Origin of the sequence: Microbacterium sp. (assembly GCF_051860965.1) — a bacterium.
GTDB lineage: Bacteria > Actinomycetota > Actinomycetes > Actinomycetales > Microbacteriaceae > Microbacterium.
Genome location: NZ_JBIMKU010000005.1, coordinates 41,064 through 57,597, shown reverse-complemented (window position 1 = coordinate 57,597; position 16,534 = coordinate 41,064). Strand labels below are relative to the sequence as shown.

At 69.8% G+C, this 16,534-nt stretch carries 23 protein-coding genes; 13 read left to right on the top strand and 10 right to left on the bottom strand.

Annotation, left to right across the window (positions count from 1 at the left end; all coding sequences use genetic code 11):
* Positions 1–8: 8 nt before the first annotated feature.
* Entirely contained in the window at positions 9–1,121 is a 1,113-nt protein-coding gene (locus ACTIFV_RS10705; protein ID WP_439592761.1) for an alpha/beta fold hydrolase, read from the bottom strand.
* Between the two features lie 118 nt (positions 1,122–1,239).
* Between ACTIFV_RS10705 and proC the strand changes: the two genes are divergently transcribed.
* Complete coding sequence (gene proC / locus ACTIFV_RS10700) at positions 1,240–2,073, top strand: pyrroline-5-carboxylate reductase (protein ID WP_439592760.1); 834 nt, start codon at positions 1,240–1,242, stop codon at positions 2,071–2,073.
* A gap of 2 nt (positions 2,074–2,075) precedes the next feature.
* Here the strand turns inward: proC and ACTIFV_RS10695 are convergent, their stop codons facing one another.
* Both ACTIFV_RS10695 and ACTIFV_RS10690 read right to left on the bottom strand, forming a co-directional pair.
* Positions 2,076–2,747 (bottom strand): potassium channel family protein, encoded by a 672-nt coding sequence (locus ACTIFV_RS10695; protein WP_439592759.1) that lies wholly within the window; start codon positions 2,745–2,747, stop codon positions 2,076–2,078.
* Positions 2,740–4,119 carry a TrkH family potassium uptake protein gene (locus ACTIFV_RS10690; protein ID WP_439593078.1) on the bottom strand — a complete coding sequence of 460 codons (1,380 nt, stop codon included), beginning with the start codon at positions 4,117–4,119 and terminating at the stop codon, positions 2,740–2,742. The genes ACTIFV_RS10695 and ACTIFV_RS10690 overlap by 8 nt, the downstream gene beginning before the upstream one ends.
* A gap of 133 nt (positions 4,120–4,252) precedes the next feature.
* Between ACTIFV_RS10690 and ACTIFV_RS10685 the strand changes: the two genes are divergently transcribed.
* The 5 genes from ACTIFV_RS10685 to ACTIFV_RS10665 all read left to right on the top strand — a co-directional run bounded on the left by ACTIFV_RS10685 (position 4,253) and on the right by ACTIFV_RS10665 (position 5,824).
* Entirely contained in the window at positions 4,253–4,660 is a 408-nt protein-coding gene (locus tag ACTIFV_RS10685; protein WP_439592758.1) for an ArsR/SmtB family transcription factor, read from the top strand.
* Positions 4,661–4,831: 171 nt separating this feature from the next.
* A complete protein-coding gene (locus ACTIFV_RS10680) occupies positions 4,832–5,023 on the top strand; it encodes a helix-turn-helix domain-containing protein (RefSeq protein ID WP_248145271.1) in 192 nt (63 codons plus the stop codon).
* Positions 5,024–5,107: 84 nt separating this feature from the next.
* Complete coding sequence (locus ACTIFV_RS10675; protein ID WP_003792170.1) at positions 5,108–5,206, top strand: 30S ribosomal protein bS22; 99 nt, start codon at positions 5,108–5,110, stop codon at positions 5,204–5,206.
* A 67-nt stretch (positions 5,207–5,273) separates the two neighbouring features.
* Positions 5,274–5,567, top strand: coding sequence for a rhodanese-like domain-containing protein (locus tag ACTIFV_RS10670; protein ID WP_439592757.1), 294 nt, complete (start codon positions 5,274–5,276; stop codon positions 5,565–5,567).
* Positions 5,564–5,824, top strand: coding sequence for a glutaredoxin family protein (locus ACTIFV_RS10665; protein WP_439592756.1), 261 nt, complete (start codon positions 5,564–5,566; stop codon positions 5,822–5,824). The genes ACTIFV_RS10670 and ACTIFV_RS10665 overlap by 4 nt, the downstream gene beginning before the upstream one ends.
* A gap of 3 nt (positions 5,825–5,827) precedes the next feature.
* Here ACTIFV_RS10665 and ACTIFV_RS10660 read toward each other — a convergent pair whose 3' ends face one another.
* The 4 genes from ACTIFV_RS10660 to ACTIFV_RS10645 form a co-directional block, all read right to left on the bottom strand.
* Positions 5,828–6,004: a YegP family protein gene (locus tag ACTIFV_RS10660; protein WP_439592755.1), complete on the bottom strand. Its 177-nt coding sequence runs from the start codon at positions 6,002–6,004 to the stop codon at positions 5,828–5,830.
* A 101-nt stretch (positions 6,005–6,105) separates the two neighbouring features.
* On the bottom strand, positions 6,106–6,879 hold the full coding sequence (locus ACTIFV_RS10655; protein ID WP_439592754.1) for a class I SAM-dependent methyltransferase: 774 nt from the start codon (positions 6,877–6,879) through the stop codon (positions 6,106–6,108).
* A 57-nt stretch (positions 6,880–6,936) separates the two neighbouring features.
* Complete coding sequence (locus tag ACTIFV_RS10650) at positions 6,937–8,136, bottom strand: MFS transporter (protein WP_439592753.1); 1,200 nt, start codon at positions 8,134–8,136, stop codon at positions 6,937–6,939.
* A 104-nt stretch (positions 8,137–8,240) separates the two neighbouring features.
* Positions 8,241–8,888, bottom strand: a complete 648-nt coding sequence (locus tag ACTIFV_RS10645; protein WP_439592752.1) for a dihydrofolate reductase family protein — start codon at positions 8,886–8,888, stop codon at positions 8,241–8,243.
* A 97-nt stretch (positions 8,889–8,985) separates the two neighbouring features.
* Here ACTIFV_RS10645 and ACTIFV_RS10640 point away from each other — a divergent pair, with 97 nt between their 5' ends.
* Positions 8,986–9,213, top strand: a complete 228-nt coding sequence (locus tag ACTIFV_RS10640; protein ID WP_439592751.1) for an RNA-binding S4 domain-containing protein — start codon at positions 8,986–8,988, stop codon at positions 9,211–9,213.
* An 8-nt stretch (positions 9,214–9,221) separates the two neighbouring features.
* Here ACTIFV_RS10640 and ACTIFV_RS10635 read toward each other — a convergent pair whose 3' ends face one another.
* A complete protein-coding gene (locus tag ACTIFV_RS10635) occupies positions 9,222–9,758 on the bottom strand; it encodes an AAA family ATPase (protein WP_439592750.1) in 537 nt (178 codons plus the stop codon).
* Positions 9,759–9,875: 117 nt separating this feature from the next.
* Between ACTIFV_RS10635 and ACTIFV_RS10630 the strand changes: the two genes are divergently transcribed.
* On the top strand, positions 9,876–10,778 hold the full coding sequence (locus ACTIFV_RS10630; protein ID WP_439592749.1) for a hypothetical protein: 903 nt from the start codon (positions 9,876–9,878) through the stop codon (positions 10,776–10,778).
* Between the two features lie 8 nt (positions 10,779–10,786).
* Here the strand turns inward: ACTIFV_RS10630 and dinB are convergent, their stop codons facing one another.
* Entirely contained in the window at positions 10,787–11,983 is a 1,197-nt protein-coding gene (gene dinB, locus ACTIFV_RS10625) for a DNA polymerase IV (protein ID WP_439592748.1), read from the bottom strand.
* Positions 11,984–12,098: 115 nt separating this feature from the next.
* Here dinB and ACTIFV_RS10620 point away from each other — a divergent pair, with 115 nt between their 5' ends.
* From ACTIFV_RS10620 to ACTIFV_RS10600, 5 genes are all read left to right on the top strand, one after another.
* Positions 12,099–13,121 carry an NADPH:quinone reductase gene (locus ACTIFV_RS10620; RefSeq protein WP_439592747.1) on the top strand — a complete coding sequence of 341 codons (1,023 nt, stop codon included), beginning with the start codon at positions 12,099–12,101 and terminating at the stop codon, positions 13,119–13,121.
* Between the two features lie 86 nt (positions 13,122–13,207).
* Entirely contained in the window at positions 13,208–13,858 is a 651-nt protein-coding gene (locus ACTIFV_RS10615; protein WP_439592746.1) for a VOC family protein, read from the top strand.
* The gene (locus ACTIFV_RS10610; RefSeq protein ID WP_439592745.1) at positions 13,858–13,992 is read left to right on the top strand and encodes a hypothetical protein; all 135 of its coding nucleotides are present in this window, start codon (positions 13,858–13,860) and stop codon (positions 13,990–13,992) included. Before ACTIFV_RS10615 ends, ACTIFV_RS10610 begins: the two co-directional genes overlap by 1 nt.
* 95 nt (positions 13,993–14,087) lie before the next feature.
* A complete protein-coding gene (locus ACTIFV_RS10605; protein WP_439592744.1) occupies positions 14,088–14,615 on the top strand; it encodes an RNA polymerase sigma factor in 528 nt (175 codons plus the stop codon).
* The gene (locus ACTIFV_RS10600) at positions 14,612–15,211 is read left to right on the top strand and encodes a hypothetical protein (protein ID WP_439592743.1); all 600 of its coding nucleotides are present in this window, start codon (positions 14,612–14,614) and stop codon (positions 15,209–15,211) included. The genes ACTIFV_RS10605 and ACTIFV_RS10600 overlap by 4 nt, the downstream gene beginning before the upstream one ends.
* 15 nt (positions 15,212–15,226) lie before the next feature.
* Here ACTIFV_RS10600 and ACTIFV_RS10595 read toward each other — a convergent pair whose 3' ends face one another.
* On the bottom strand, positions 15,227–16,492 hold the full coding sequence (locus ACTIFV_RS10595) for a MinD/ParA family ATP-binding protein (RefSeq protein WP_439592742.1): 1,266 nt from the start codon (positions 16,490–16,492) through the stop codon (positions 15,227–15,229).
* Positions 16,493–16,534 lie beyond the last annotated feature (42 nt).

Genomic DNA, 16,534 nt, shown 5'->3' with positions numbered 1-16,534 from the left:
AGGGCGGTTCAGTCGGCGGAGCGCAGGATGATCGCCTCGGTCGGCGGCGCGGGGTCCGCCGGGGCGCCGACGTAGCCGATGCGTTCGAGCAGCGCGCGGCGGAACTCCGCCGGGCGCTCGAGGTGGGGGGAGTGGCCGACGCCTTCCAGGGCGATCTCGGTGACGTCGCCACCCGCGGCCGCGTACGCCCCGAGCACATCACGGGTCTGCGCCTTCATCTCCTGGGCGGGTGCGACCTCCGCCCCCGGCCACCCCGGGATGATCCCGAGCTGGCCCAGGTAGTTGAGGTCGTAGAACGACGCGTCCGACACGATCGCATCGGCGGTGCCGTGGATCCACAGGATCGGCGGCTTGACGGCGAGGTCGACGATCCCGGACGTGTCGAAGTGGCCGGGAGTCATGGTGTTGAGCACGCCGATGTCGCCGGCGGCGAAGCCGGGCCAGTTCTCGCTCGCCACACCGTCTCCGGGGTAGTTGCCGGTCGCGGTGGACGTCGTGAGCATCGACTCGACCCACGTGTCCTCGTGCTCGCTCGTGTACCCCGACGCGACGTAGCCCGAGCGGAACACGCTGCGCGGAGAGGTCTGCGCCTCGTCGCTCTTGTCGCCGTCGATGAGACGCTGGACGAAGTCGGGGTTCGCGCCGCCCCCGCCCGTCCCGGCGTCGTCGGTCGTGAGGCGCGTGCCGTCGCGACGCGTGCCGCCGAACCCGTAGGGCGAGACGGGCGCCTGCAGCGTCAGGCTGAGTGCCGGGTGATCGAGCGCGTACTGCATGACGACGCCGCCGCCCATCGACCAGCCGACGAGGTGCGCCTCGGGGATGCCGAGCGCCTGGAGCGTCGCGAACACGTCGTCGCTGAAGTCGCGCACGCCGCGGGTGGCGTCGATCGGCGCGTGCTCGGTGCCGCCGAAACCGCGCAGGTCGATCGCGATGACGCGCAGGTCGCCCGGGAGGTCCTGCATGATCTCCTGCCAGAACAGGCTGGACGAGACGTTGCCGTGGATCAGCACGACCGTCTGCTCGGGAGCCGTGGCAGGGTCGTCACCTTCGCGCTCGAGAATGCCGACGGCGAGCCGGGGCGTCTCGACGATGCGTGCGGTGATTCCGTCGAAGAGGGTCATGCGGGTTCCTCCGAGTGGGGCTCGCGGGGGCATCCATGCTCCCGTCGCCTCGACTATAGCCCCGCGCCCTCACTATGTGAATGACCTTTCATGTCCATGGCTTCCTAGGATGGATGCCATGACCGACGCACTGCCGCACATCGCCATCCTCGGAGCAGGCTCGATGGGAGGTGCGATCCTGCAGGGCCTCGTCGCCTCGGGCGTCGCGCCTCGCGTGACGGTCACCAATCGCACGCGTGAGAAGGCGCAGGCGCTCGCCGGACTCGCGGGGGTCGCGAGCGTCGCTCTCGAGGAGTCCGAGAGCGGGAACGCGGATGCCGCGGCCGCGGCCGACATCGTGCTGATCGGCGTCAAGCCCGCGATGGTGCCCGATCTCCTGCGCGAGATCGCGCCGAGCGTGCGTCCTGGCACGATCATCGTGAGCCTCGCCGCCGGGGTCACGATCGCGACGTTCGAGAGCATCCTCGCGCCCGGCACGCCCGTACTGCGCTCGATGCCCAACACCCCGGCCGTGGTGGGCAAAGCGGTCACGGGACTCGCGCCGGGGACGGCTGTCACTTCTGCGCACACCGCTGTGGTGCGTCGGCTGTTCGAGACCTGCGGAGTGGTCATCGAGGTGCCCGAAGAGCAGATCGACCCGCTCTCGACGATCTCCGGCTCGGGACCCGCCTACGTCTTCCTGCTGATCGAGGAGCTCACGAAGGCGGCCCTGGGCAAGGGCTTCAGCGAGCCCGATGCCCGGCTCATGGCAGAGCAGACCTTCATCGGCGCGGCGGCGCTGCTCGAGGCATCCGGAGAGGACCCCGCCGAGCTCCGCCGTCGCGTGACCAGCCCGAAGGGCACCACCGAGCGCGCGATCGCCGTGCTGCAGGCCGCGCGACTGGACGTCGTGTTCGAATCGGCGACGGACGCCGCGCTGGCCCGCGCGCGCGAGCTCGCGAAGGGCGCGTAGCCCTACCGGTCGAGGGCCGCGAAGCGCTCGATGTCGCTGTTCGTGCCCGACACGATGATGAGGTCGTGGTTCGTCACGATCGTGTTCGCCTCGGCATAGCGGAAGGGCTTGCCGGGGCTCTTCACGCCGACGACCGTGACGTTGTACTTCGTGCGCACGCCCGACTCGTTGAGCCCCACACCCCGGATGAACTTCGGCGGGTAGAGCTTCGCGAGGGCGAAGTCGTCGTCGAAGCGGATGAAGTCCAGCATCCGTCCCGACACGAGGTGCGCGACGCGCTCGCCGGCCTCGCGCTCGGGGTAGATGACGTGGTTGGCGCCGACGCGGGCGAGGATCTTGCCGTGCGACTGCGAGACGGCCTTGGCCCAGATCTGCGGGATCTTGAGGTCGACGAGGTTGGCGGTGATGAGGACGGATGCCTCGATCGACGAGCCGACGGCGACGACCGCGACCTGGAAGTCCTGCGCGCCGATCTGCTTGAGGGCATCCATGTTCTTCGCGTCGGCCTGCACCGTGTGGGTCACCCGCTCGGACCACTTCTGCACGAGGTCGAGACTCTCGTCGATCGCGAGCACTTCTCGCTCGAGTCGGTCGAGCTCGCCCGCGCAGGCCGCGCCGAAGCGGCCGAGTCCGATCACGAGGACCGGGGCGTCGTTCCTGATGCGGTCACCCAACGATCGGCCTTTCCACCGGCAGCGAGTACAGCTGCGAACGGGATGACGCGGCCACGGCCGCGGCGAGAGTCACTGTACCAACGCGACCCATGATGATGGTCACCGCCATGACGTAGACGGCGGGGTCCGGCAGCCCTTCCGTCAGGCCCGTCGACAGGCCGACGGTCCCGAACGCGGAGATCACGTCGAAGAGCACGTCGCCGAGATCGGCCTTCGTGATCTGCGTGATGATGATCGTCGACAGGGCGACGATGGTCGAGCCCCACGCGACGACCGAGAGCGCGACGCGGAGGACATCGCTCGGGATGCGTCGTCCGAACACCTGGTTCGACGCGCGCCCCTTGGCCTCGGACACGACCGCGAGCGCGATGATGGCGAGCGTCGTGACCTTGATGCCGCCGGCGGTGGATGCCGACCCGCCGCCCACGAACATGAGCATGCAGGCCACGAGCAGGCTCGATTGATTGAGCTCTCCGATGTCGAGGATGGCGAAGCCCCCGGACCTCGTCATCGCAGACAGGAAGAACGCTTGGAACGTCGTATCCCAGGCATCCTTCGTCCCGAGCGTCAGCAGGTTGTCGTACTCGAGGATGAGGAAGACGACTCCGCCCGCGCAGAACAGCAGCACGGTCGTGATGACCGTGAGCTTGGCGTGCAGCGACCACTTGCGCACGCGCCACAGGTGGCGGCGCAGCGTGTAGATGACGGGGAACCCGATCGAGCCGAGGAAGACGCCGAACATCAGCACGGTGAGGAAGAAGTAGTCGTGGCGGAACGGCTCGAGTCCGTCGGCGTTGGGCGTGAAGCCCGTGTTCGTGAACGCCATCGCGGCGAAGTACGGGGCCTCCCACAGCGCCGTGTGCCACGGCACGCCGGCCACGAGCAGTCCGGGATACAGCATCACGGCCACGAGCGCCTCGATGGCGAGGGTCGACAGCGCCACGGTGGCGAGCAGGGATCCGATCTGGCCGAGCTGCACCGTCTGGCCCTCGTTGACCGGTCCGCCGTGCGTGCGCAGCGGGTTGGAGTCGCTCGCGGCGATGAGCTTCGCGCGCAGGCCGAGACGGCGCGAGATGACGAGTCCGAGGATGGATGCCAGGGTCAGCACGCCCAGCGCGCCGATCTGCACGCCGAGGAAGACGAGCACGTGGCCGAACGGCGACCAGTGCGTCGCCATGTCGACGGTCGCGAGCCCCGTGACGCACACCGTCGAGACGGCGGTGAAGAAGGCATCCGCGAACGGCGTCACCCGTCCATCGGCCGCCGCGATCGGCAGCGAGAACAGCCCCGTGAAGACGAGGATGAGCGAGAGGAAGATCAGGATCGCGAAGCGAGCGGGCGAGCGCTGGGTGAGTTCGCGGAAGAACTCCATGAACTCGTGGCCGATGCTGCGCAGGCGCAGACCGCCCGGAGCGCGCGTCGCCTCCGGCATCCCGGTCCTTCCTGTCACCGTCCCACGGTAGGCCCTCATGGTACTCCGCGGGGGTCACGACTACTCTGAGCACATGGCGGACATCTTCGACGTGATCGCGGACGGCACACGTCGCGACATCCTGCGGCTCCTCCTGGATCGATCCGGCACGGGGGAGGCCGGCACGAGCGTCTCGCACATCGTCGCGGATCTCGGGGTGAGCCAGCCCACCGTCTCGAAGCACCTCAAGGTGCTGCGCGAGGCGCATCTCGTCTCGGTCCGCGAAGAGGGCCAGCACCGCTACTACAGCCTGTCGCCGGAACCTCTCGACGAAGTGGATGACTGGCTCGTGCCCTTCCTCGGCGACGAGCCCGACTACGCGCTCGCCGCCGCATCGACGCTTCCGGACTCGGCTGCGCACGCGGCAGAGGTCGTCGGCCGGGCGGCCGCCTCTGCCAAGCACGCCGTCACCAACGCGCTGAAGAAGCTCCCCGGGCGCTGAGCGCGGGCCGCGAGCACGACGGCGCCGAGTCCGCGCGGAGCGAGGTGCGGCCGGTGAGCACGACCTGCATCCACTTCCGTCCCACTGGTCACATCCGTCACGCGGGTTTACACGCGTCCCCGCTGGGCTCTAGAGTGTGCTCAGCACTCATGGGGACGAAGGAGGGGTGCCATGGCGGAGCTGCCTGATGTGCGCTTCCTGACGGTCGCCGAGGTCGCCGAGCTGATGCGCGTATCGAAGATGACGGTCTACCGTCTCGTGCACGCCGGCGAACTACCCGCCGTGCGCTTCGGGCGCAGCTATCGGGTGCCCGAATCGGCGGTCACAGAGGCTCTGCATCGGCCCATCGCCGACGTCGGCTAGACTGATCCGAGGCATTTTTCCGTTTTGCCCGTTGCCCGGGTGCAGACCACTCTGCATCCAGACCCCGATCTAGTGAGGTTTTCCGTGGGTTCTGTCATCAAGAAGCGCCGCAAGCGCATGGCGAAGAAGAAGCACCGCAAGCTGCTTCGCAAGACTCGCCACCAGCGCCGCAACAAGAAGTAAGCGGCATCCGCACCAAGCGCCTGTCCTCCGGGACGGGCGCTTCGTGTCTCAGTACTCGGGAGTTGTCATGAAGTCGATCGACGTCCACGAACTCAAAGCCCGGGAGGGTCGTCCCCTCATCGATGTGCGCGAGACGTGGGAGTACGAGCAGGGTCACGTGCCCGGCGCCGTCAATCTGCCGATGTCGACCATCGGCGAGCACCTCGACGAACTCCCGGCCGAGGCCTTCGACGTGATCTGCAAGGTCGGCGGCCGCTCCGCCCGGGTCGTCGAAGCGCTCGCCGCACGCGGCTTCGACGCGACCAACGTCGACGGGGGCACCGACGAGTGGATCGCGGCCGGGTACCCCATCGAGTCATGACGACCGTCACCCTCATCACGAAGGTCGACTGCCACCTGTGCGAGGTCGCACGGGAGGTCATCGAGGCCGTCGTGGCGGAGTTGCCGGATGCCGCGGCCGACGAGGTCTCCCTCGAAGAACTGCCGATCGAGAGCGATCCTCGACTGCAGGAGCGCTGGTGGGACAAGGTCCCGGTCGTCTTCGTCGACGACGACCTGCTCGGTCACTGGCGCATCGCGCCCGATCGGCTGCGCGAAGCCCTGCTCGCCCGCGCCTGATCGCTACAGTTCGACGGTCTCGGCGGTGGAGGCGTTCGCCTTGACCGACTCGATCCCGTTCAGAGCGCTCGCTTTGGACGAGTAGCCTTCACTGGTCGCGATGACCTGTCCGTTGGATGCCTTGAGGTTGAAGCGATACTGCCCGGCCTTGTCGACCCAGAGCTCGAACTTTCCGGCCACGGTGATCCCCTTGTCTCGGGCGCCCACGTGCCGCGCTCTGCGGAGCCGCGCCCGGTCGTCACGCTAGCCGCCTGCGGCGCGCGACGGAAGAGCCCCGTGCGTCACCGCCGCGGCGTCGGCACGGTGCCGCGTGCGGCCCAGGCCGATCCCGTGACCTCGAACGGTGCCGGCGGCATCTCCGACCGCATCGCGCGCTCCAGTTCCGCGAGACCGGTCTCGTCGAGCGACGACATGTATGCTCCCACCGGTCCCGCGCCCTTCAGGTACGGCGTCCACCAGTCCTCGAACGTCGGATGCATGAGCCGTACGGTCAGCTTCGTCTCGACGACGTCCTCGAGGCCTGCGCTCGTCAGGTAGTCGGTCAGCTGCCCGGATCGGGTGCCGGGAAGCTCGGACTCGCTCGGCGCCGAAGGGTCGATGCTGCTGAGGACGTCCCAGAAACGGCTGAGTGGGCTCGTGCCTCCCGCGTGATCCCATGTGCACGCCGCGACGACGCCGCCGGGCCGCGTGACGCGCGCGAGCTCGCCGAGATCGTGCACGGGATCCTTGAGGAAGTGGATCACGAGCTGCGCGAGCGCGGCGTCGAACTCGGCGTCCGCGAACGGCAGAGCGCCGGCGGTGGCCACCTCGATCCGCACGTCGGGGAACCGCTCGCGCGCCGACGCCGCGTACGACTCGGAGGGGTCGACGCCGGCGACTGAGCCGGCGCCGACGCGTGCGACGAGTTCGCGCGTCAGAGCGCCCGGGCCGCAGCCCACGTCGAGGACGCGCTGGCCGGCATGCACGAGGGCGAAGTCCGCGAACGGCGCACTGAGGCCCGTCGAGTAGCGTCCCATGAACGCGTCGTAGTCGACTGCGGCGCCGCCGAAGCTCATGGGCACACCGTAGGACCTCGCGCTCGTCGGCGGAAGACCATCACCGCGCGGCGGCGGTCAGACGAGCGCGGCGGGCGCGCTCCGGTTGAGCCGGTTGAGGCGCTCGGACATCCACAGCCCCAGCAGCATGAGCACGCCGAGGAAGAGCGGGAAGATCCACATCCCCGAGCCCGCCGAGATCACGCCGAAGAGCGGCGGCGCGAGGGTCGAGCCCGTATAAGCGGCCGCCATCTGCACCCCGATGATGGCCTGCGAGTTGCGCCGCCCGAAGTTCACGGGAGTGGAATGGATGATGGCCGGGTAGATCGGTGCGCAGCCGAGGCCCGCGATCACGAGGCCCGCGAGCGCGAGCACCGTCGTCTGCACCGGGAGCGCCAGCAGCACGACGCCGAGCCCGACCGTGAGGAACCCGCCGCGGATCATCCAGCGATCGCCCACGCGGTCGGCGAAGAACCCTGCGAGGAAGCGTCCGGCGGTCACACCCAGCAGGAAGAGCGAGGCGAACGCGGCGGCGGTCGCGGCATCCACCCCCCGATCCGTCACGAGGTACGTCGACGCCCACAGCATCGCCGTGCTCTCGAGCGCGCAGTAGGCGAAGAAGGCGGTGAGGATGAGCCAGACGCCCCGGATCCGCAGCGCCTTCGCGAGGGGGACGTGCGTGGCGCCCCGCCCGGATTCCTCGTCGTCGGGGTCGCCCGCGACGATCGGGTTGACCTTCTTCCACAGCGGGATGCTGATGAGCAGTCCGAAGGTGAGCGCGGCCTGGACGAGTCCGATGATCAGATACGCGCTCGACCAGCCGAGGTCCTGAGTGAGGGCGAAGCTCATGATGAACGGGCTGATGGATGCGCCGAGTCCCCAGCAGGCGTGGAGCCAGTTCATGTGCCGCGCGGCGTAGTGCAGCGCGACGTAGTTGTTGAGGGCGGCGTCCACGGCCCCGGCGCCGAGCCCGTACGGGATCGCCCACAGGCACAGCATCCAGAACGAGTCCGAGACCGAGAAGCCCACGAGCGCGGCGGCCGTCATCCCGACGCTGACCGCCGTCACCAGGCCGACTCCGAAGCGGCGCGTGACGCGCTCGGACGCGAGACTCGACAGGATCGTGCCGCCCGCGATGATCATCGTGACGGTGCCCGCGAACGCGATCGGCACACCGAGGTCCTGATGCATGACCGGCCAGCCGGCGCCGATGAGGGAGTCGGGAAGCCCGAGGCTGATGAAGGCGATGTAGATGATCGCGAGCAGGAGGGAGTACACGGCGGGGAGGGTCTTTCAGGCGATGGATGCCGCGCGAGACCGGCGGCGATCCGCCTATCGTATCGATTCGACGTCGGCGGCGCTCACCGATGTCGAGGGAGGTGTCAGCGCGTGAAGGTCACGTGGATGGTGCCGCTCTCGGCGACCACGGTCTCCGCGGTGTGGGTGTGCTCGAGACCGCGGAGGTCCTCCCACACGCGATTGCCGCGCCCCAGGACGATCGGCGCGATCGTGACGTGGAGTTCGTCCACGAGGCCGGCGCGCAGGAACTCCCGCGCCGTGCGGATGCCGCCCCCCACCCGCACGTCGAGGCTTCCGGCGGCGTCGCTCGCCTCGGCGAGGATCTCCTCGATCGCGCCGCTGCGGAAGTGGAACGTCGTCCCGCCGGCCATCTGGATCGATGGGCGCGGCGCGGAGTGGGTGAGAACGTAGACGGGGCAGCCGAACGGCGGCTCGTCGCCCCACCAGCCCCTCCACTCCGCGTCGTCCGGGTAGGCGTGCAGGCCGAACATGGCGGCGCCCATGATCTCCGCGCCGACACCCTCGAAGAACGAGACCGCGAAGGCGTCGTCGATCCCGGTCGTGCCCGCGCCGGTCGTATCGCCGAACACCTTCTGCCGGAACGTCCGCGTCGCCGCGTACGTGGCGGTCAGCGCCCCCCAGTCCTCGCCCATCGGGTTGTCCGAGGAGGCATCCGGCGCGGCGGTGTAGCCGTCGAGCGAAGCGAACAGGTCGATGCGAACACGGGTCACGTCAGGTCTCCTTCGATGGGGCGGGAGAGGATGCCGATCTCAGGGCGAGGCGGTCCTCCCTACGATCATCTCGCAGCCGGTCGGCTAGCATTCGGGCATGACGAAGCCGGCTCGAATCGAGGACGTGTCGATCGGTGGCGACGGGATCCGGCTCGGCCAGTTCCTGAAGTTCGCGGGAGTGCTCGACACCGGCGGCGACGTGAAAGAAGCCATCATCGACGGGTTCGTGACGGTCAACGGCGAGGTCGACCGTCGACGGGGTCGCCAACTGCAGATCGGCGACGTCGTGACCTTCGAGGGTCGTTCGGTGCGCGTCAGGCCGTAGGCGCGGGTTCACGTCGGCGAACCGAAAGCGGCCTCCTCGAGGCGCGCTGACCGCTGCTCCCGATCGCCCGCGATCTCGACGATCCGCGTCCCGTCGCCGACGAGGTCGGGGTCGTCGACGAGGTCGAGCAGGACGTCGTTCATGGCTTCCCGGAGCTCCTCGTCCTCGTCCGCGCCCACGCTGATCGCATCGGCCGAGTTCAGGGGGAGGACCACGAGCACGTCGACGCCCTCGAGGGCACGGCGCGTGACCTGAGCCATCCGCTCCCATTCCTCGCGCGAGACGGGGGCGTCGAGTGCCGTCAGGTACGCGAGGAAGTCGAGCGGGCCCCGCTCGGCGATCAGATCCCCGGGACCGTCGGCTTCGAGTCGTGCCGCCGAGACTCTGAGCTGTGCGACGAAGGACGCCGCGCTCGGGCCGTCCCACATCTCATCCACGAGGTCGAACGGGTCGGCGAGCACCGTGAACCCGGGGTGGCGCAGCGCGAAGTCCGAGATCAATGTGCTCTTGCCGCTGGCGTGTGTGCCCGAGACGACGATCCGCATGGTGCGACTCTAGAGCTCGCGCCCCGCTCCCGTCGGTTGATGCGCAGGTCACCCACGCGCGCTACGCTCAGTGCCACTGACGACGCCGGCTTCTGGGGAGACGATGCGATGTCGACGATGATCGAAGCACCTCCGAGTCCGGAGCCGGACGCCGCGCCCGCGCGATCGAAGATCGTGAGACGCACCGCGTGGTCGGTCGTCGTGCTCGTCGGCATCGCGCTCGTCTTCGGCGGCGCGCTGCTGTTCAGCTGGATGATCGATGAGACGCACTTCGATCGCCCGAGTGACGGTTTCGATGCGCTCGAGACGCAGATCGCGAGCCTTCCGCTCGTCGCGAGCGTCGAGAAGGAACGCTGGGTCGAGGCGCCGACGTTCTCTGACCCCACGTCGTGGATGTCCGTCACCGTGGCCTCCGCAGGTCTGCCCGACGTGCTCGAGGTCGCGTGCGACAACGAGTACCCCGATCCCGTGACGTGGTCCTTTCGCGTTCTGACACCGGCGTCGTCCGAGGTGACGCTGAACTCGACGTCATTCCCCGCCGAAGCCGTCGGCTGTCCCGACTTCGGGTTCGACGCGATGCGCCTCGTCGACCAGATCGATCGCGTCGCACCGGGCATCCCGGTTCAGCCCTCGATCTGGCAGGACGGGCTGCTCTCCCTCGTGATGCTGGAAGACCAGACGGCGACCGGGTACACCGACGTCCTGCCGCTCGTCGAGCACGCCGACGCCCTGGTCGCCTCCGCCGGTCTCGATGCCGGCTCTCAGGTCGAGATCAACTCGATGAACCTCGGACTCATCCTCGAGCCGGGCGAGAGCGGCGACTATCTGGCCCTGCTCACCGCGCTCGCGGCCGATCACGCCGTGACCAGCTTCTGGGCCGACGGCGCCGGCACCCCGACCGACGGGATCGAGAAAGTGCAGATCATCGGCCCCGAGAGCGAGCACCGGGCGATCGAGGAGCTGATCCGCTCCTCATCCCTGCACATCGCCGATCTGCCCGTGCGGTTCCTCGAGCAGTAGCTGCGGCGCTACTCGTGCTCGGGCAGCACGGGCGTCGACCACCCGGGGTCGCGTCCGAGCTGCGTCGCGCGCGAGACGGATGCCGCGCCGAACCGATCGCGCAGCGTGTCGAGCACGGTGTCGAGGCGGGCTCCGTCATCCCACTCGAGATCGAGCTCGGGCGGCATGCTGTCGGCGTGACCCAGCCCCGTGAGCGATACGCCGATCAGAGTGATCCCGCGCTGCGCGATCTCGGGAAGCGCGGCCGCGAGCAGACCACGCGCCACGGCGAGCAGCACCGACGTGCGGTCGGAGGGGATGCTGAACGACCGCGAACGCGTCGCCTTCGCGAAGTCGCCGAAGCGCAGGCGGAGCACGACGGTGCGGCACACGCGGTCGTGATCGCGCAGACGGCGGCCCAGTCGGTCGACGATCTGCGTGAGGAAGAGATCGAGTTCTTCGGGTGAGCGGGGGCGGCTGCCGAGCGCGCGCTGGGAGCCGATCGACCCGCGCCGTCGGGTCGTGTCGACCGGCCGGGGATCCTGCAGGCGGGCGAGAGCGTGCAGATGCGCGCCGGCCGCCCTGCCCAGCAGACGTTCGGCCGTCGCGGCTTCGAGGTCGGCCAGTTCGCCGACGGTGTGGATGCCGAGCCCGTGCAGCTTCGCGCCGGTGACCTTGCCGACGCCCCAGAGCCGCTCGACGGGGAGCGGCAGCAGGAACTCCTGTTCGCGCTCCGGCTCGACGACGATGAGGCCGTCGGGTTTGCTCACCGCGCTCGCGACCTTCGCGAGGTACTTCGTGCGTGCGACTCCCACCGAGATCGGCAAGCCGACCTCGGCACGCACGCGCTCGCGCAGCCGTATCGCGATCGCCTCGGGCGTGCCCGAGATGCGGCGCAGCCCCCCGACTTCGAGGAAGGCCTCGTCGATCGAGATGCCCTCGACGAGGGGTGTGGTGTCGCGGAAGATCGCGAAGACGTCCTTGCTCGCGGCGGAGTAGGCATCCATCCTCGGCCGCACGATCACGGCATCCGGACACAGCTCCCGCGCCTGCCGGCCACCCATCGCGGTGCGCACCCCGCGCGCTTTCGCCTCGTAGCTCGCCGCGAGCACCACCCCGCCGCCGACGATGACCGGACGACCGCGCAGCTCCGGCTGGTCGCGCTGCTCGACGGAGGCGTAGAACGCGTCGAGGTCGGCGTGCAGCACGGTCGCCTCACCCCGCATCCGATCCTCCCCACGATCACCGGACCTGGATCGTCGCACCATCCGCCGACAAGGAGGGAAGGCCCCGAGCGGGATCGCGAGGAATGAACGAGGTGCGCCACGGCTTGCACGGAGGATGCGCGCAATCGTCTACTCCCGTCCTGGCAGCTCCTCCGTCCTCGAGCCGGTCGACCGCGAGCCGGGTCAGCCCGGCCCCGGCGAGGTGCGCGTGCGCGTCGCCGTGTCGGGAGTCAACCCGACCGACTGGAAGGCGCGCGCGAGCAAGCCGCTCGAGTCCGTCGAGGTCGTTCCGAATCAGGACGGCGCCGGGATCGTGGATGCCGTCGGCTCGAGCGTCACCGGCCTGCGCGTCGGCGACCGCGTCTGGATCTTCCTCGCGGCGCACGAGCGCCCGACCGGCACGGCGCAGGAATTCACGGTCGTGCCGGCGAGCCGAGCCGTCCGGCTGCCCGACGGCGTCGGATTCGATGTCGCCGCGAGTCTCGGCGTGCCGGCGATGACGGCCCACCGTGCTCTCACCGTGCACGAGTTCGGTCCGTCGCACCTCGCGCCCGGCGCGCTCGACGATCGTGTCGTGCTGGTGCAGGGCGGCGCCGGGGCCGTCGGTCACGCCGCGATCCAGCTGGCGGTCTGGGCCGGTGCGACCGTGATCGCCACCGTGAGCAGCGATGAGAAGGCGGAGCTCGCCCGCGCCGCGGGTGCGCACCACGTACTCCGGTATCCGGATGCCGAGCTCGCCGCCAGGGTGCTCGAGCTCGTGCCGGGCGGAGTCGATCACATCGTCGAGGTCGCGCTCGCCCAGAACGCGGCGTTCGATGTCGAGGTGCTCGCCAACCACGGCAGCATCGGCTACTACGCGAACAACAACGGGGACGAGTTCACCGCTCCGATCGTGACGAGCTTCGCGAAGAACGCCCGCTGGCAGGGGCTGCTCCTGTACACCGTCGGCACCGAGGCGCTCGCCGTCGCGGCGGAGGACATCACGGCGGCGCTCGAGGCGGGCGTGCTGCCGGTGGGAGCCGATGCCGGGCTCCCGCTGACCTGGTTCCCGCTCGACGAGACGGCCGCCGCTCACGACGCCGTCGAAGCCGGAGTGACCGGCAAGGTGCTGATCCGCGTCGCGGACGACCTGGTCTGAGCCCGAGGACGCGCACCCTTCCCGTGGGAGGGGTGGCGGGTACCGTGTAACGCGCGGGGCGCCGCCGCTCCGCGAAGGAGGCACCCATGAGCGTCATCACCCCCGCGGCTTTCCACCGCGCGTCGGGCGTCACCGACTGGCGCGTGACGGGCTCAGGTCCGCATGCCGTGTTCACCGCGGCATCCCTCGCCGACGCCGCACGCCTCGTCGCGCCCGTCGTCGCGGCAGCCGAGCGATTCGACATCCTTCCCGACGTCGATCTGCGGCCCGAGGGAGTCGCCGTGCGGATCCCGAGTCGCGAGGGCGAGGGCATCCCGGCCGCTGCGACGGAGTTCGCGGCGGTCGTTTCGCAGGCGGCTGCCGACCTCGGACTGAACGCGGATCCGGCGCTCGTGCAGACTGTCGGCATCTATGTCGCGCAGCACTCCCAGGCGGATGTGCGACCGTTCTTCCTGGCGGCGCTCGGCTACGAACCGCTCGGCGACACGGACGCCGTCGACCCGCTGCGCACCGGTCCGCAGCTCGCCTTCAATCCGATCTCGGGCGACGCCCCCTCGCGAGGGCGCACGCACTTCGACGTCTTCGTGCCCGCTGATCAGGCGCAGGCGAGGGTGGATGCCGCGCTCGCCGCGGGCGGTCGACTCGTGGACGACACGAACGCGCCGGCCTGGTGGTCGCTCGCATCGCCCGACAACCACGGCGTCGACATCGCGTCGTGGACCGACACATTCGACTGATGGCCCAGAGCAGCCCGCTTCTGTGCCCGACGTGCGGCGATCCGCTGGTGTTCGAGATCCTCGACGACGAGCGGTTCCTCGTCGCGTGGTCGTGCGTGAACTGCGGTCTGATCCGCACGACCGAGCCGGTCTGATCCCCGCCCCGTCGCGTCCGGTCCGCACATACCTCGTCGGAGGCGAAGCCGAACTGTAAGGATCAGGCCGGTCCCGGACACTTGAGGGTGTGGAGATGACGAACGGCGAGAATCGCCGCGGGCAGTTCGAGCAGCTCGTCGCTGCGATCGCCGACCCGGTGAGTCGGTATCTGCGGCGTCGCACGGATGACGCGACGGCCGACGATGTGCTCTCCGAGACCCTCGTCGTTCTCTGGCGGCGCTTCGACGATGTGCGGGAGCCCGCGATCGCGTGGGCTATCGGCATCGCGCGCCGGCAGCTCGCCAATGCCGTCCGCACGCAGCGCCGTCAGGACCGCGTTGCACGTCGGCTCGCGGAGAACACACCGGAACCCGTCCGCGATGACTGGACCGCCGAGGCCGTCCGCGACTCGCTCGCCCGCATGCGTCCCGCCGACGCCGAGATCATCAGACTCTGGGCGTGGGAAGGCCTGGAGCCCGCGCAGATCGCCGAGGTCCTCGAGATCACGCCGAACGCGGCCGCGGTCCGACTGCACCGCGCACGACGACGATTCGCCGAGCAGTTCGGTAAGGATTCCGTGCACTACGGACAGTCCTACATAGACGAGAGGACGCACCCATGAAGACGCATCACCCCGAGACGGATCGCGCGACGATCAGCGCGGCGGACCCGGCGATCGGCCGCCCGCCCCTGCGGGCGGATCAGACGATCGCGCTCGCGCAGAGGGCGATGGATGCCGACGCGCAGCCCCTCGCGCGACCGCGGACGCGACGCACGATGTTCGCGGGTCTCGCGGCGGCCGCAGCCGTGGTCGTCGCGGGGGCGGTCGTCGCCCTCACGGTCACGACAGGGCCTGCGCCTGCGCCGGTGGCCCTCGAGCAGGTGCCCGGCGGAATCGCAGCGAAGTGCATCGCGCCCGAGGCGCCCGCGCTGGCCGACCTCGCCGACACGCTGCTCCGCGCTGACGTGACGGGGATCTCCGACGGGATCGTGTCGCTCACGGTGACGGACACGCTCTCCGGGGAGCCGGTGGGCGCGATCGAGGTCGCGCAGGGCGACGGGCTGGTCTCCGACGGAGGACCGCTCGTCTTCGACCCCCAGGGGACGTACCTTCTGGCGATCCAGGACGGCGTGATCCTCAGCTGCGGACTGAGCGGCCCGGCCACGGCGCAACTCGAGTCGCTCTACGCCGACGCGGCGCGCCTCGCCGCCGGCTGATCGACGGGCGGGCGCTCAGAGGCGGGCGGCGATCGTCGCGGCGACGGTCAGCCAGGCATCGCGCGTCTCGGGTGAGAGGGCGTCGAAGTCGACCGGACCACCGTCCACGAGCGCGGGGTCGTACGGCACGTGCTCGACCACGGCCGTGACCTGAGCGAAGTGCGCGTCTAGGCGGTTGCGCAGACGCCGATCGGTCTTGTCGGAGGGCGAGGCGAGCACCGTGACGGCTTCGTCGATCTTGGCGCCGAAGCCCTTCTCGCGCAGGCCGTCGAGCAGCCACGCGGCGCTCGCCGCGGTGTCCTCGCGGACGGTCGACACGATGACGAGCTGGTCGGCGGCGGCGACGGCGGCGACCCAGTTCGACGCGCGCATGTTGTTGCCGGTGTCGATCACGATCATGCGGTAGTACCGCGCGAGCATCGCGTGAAGCCGATCGAACGCCTCGGCGTCGATGGTGGAGGATGCCGCGGCATCCTCGTCCGATGCCAGCACGTCGAAGCGCGAGTCGACCTGCGCGCGCACGTAGCCGTCGAGCTGCGCGAGGCTCGCGCGGCTGAGGTCGGCGAACTGGTCGAGGTTGTCGAGCAGGTCGACGGCCGTGTTGCTGTGGGGCGTGCTGCGGGCACGCCAGCCGAGCGTGCCGCGGGTCTCGTTGTTGTCCCACGCGAGGGTCGAGCCGCCGCGCAGCGTGCCGAGCGTCTCGGCCAGCAGCAGCGTGCTCGTGGTCTTGTGCGCGCCGCCCTTGGGGTTGAGGATCACGATCGTGCGCGAGCCGTCGAGGCGGCGCTTGACGGCGCGCTCGCGCTCGAGCTTGCGGCGTTCCTGCTTGTTCGGCTTGAGCGTCACGCGACCGTTCGTGACGCGACGGACGAAGCCGGGCCAGCCGATCGTGCCGCGGTCGCCGGCGGGCTGATCGCGCGAGGCGAGCAGATCGTCGACCGTCGGCTTGGGACCGCTCGACGACGACCTCTGCAGCGCCCCCGCCGCGGTCAGGGGGCCGGGTTCGGGCACGCGCGCGGGGCGCGGTGGAATGGCGATCGGCTGGTCTCCGATCGAGCCGTCGGGGTTCACGATCAGCGGATAGCGCGAGGAGCCCTCGACGATCGTGGCGGTCACGGGCCTGCCGGCGGCGGCCGCGACCTGGCGGACGGCTTCGACGAAGCGGCTCTGCAGCGCGGGGCTGTCCGCCGCAGTGATCTGTTCGGAGACGCCGTCGATGACCACTTCCGCAGAGGTGCCCGAAAGGATGTTGACGACGGGTTCGCCGGTCTGAGATTCCACGTTCACTCCTCGCGCCCGGGCGGCCGGGCGTCTGCCAGCCTA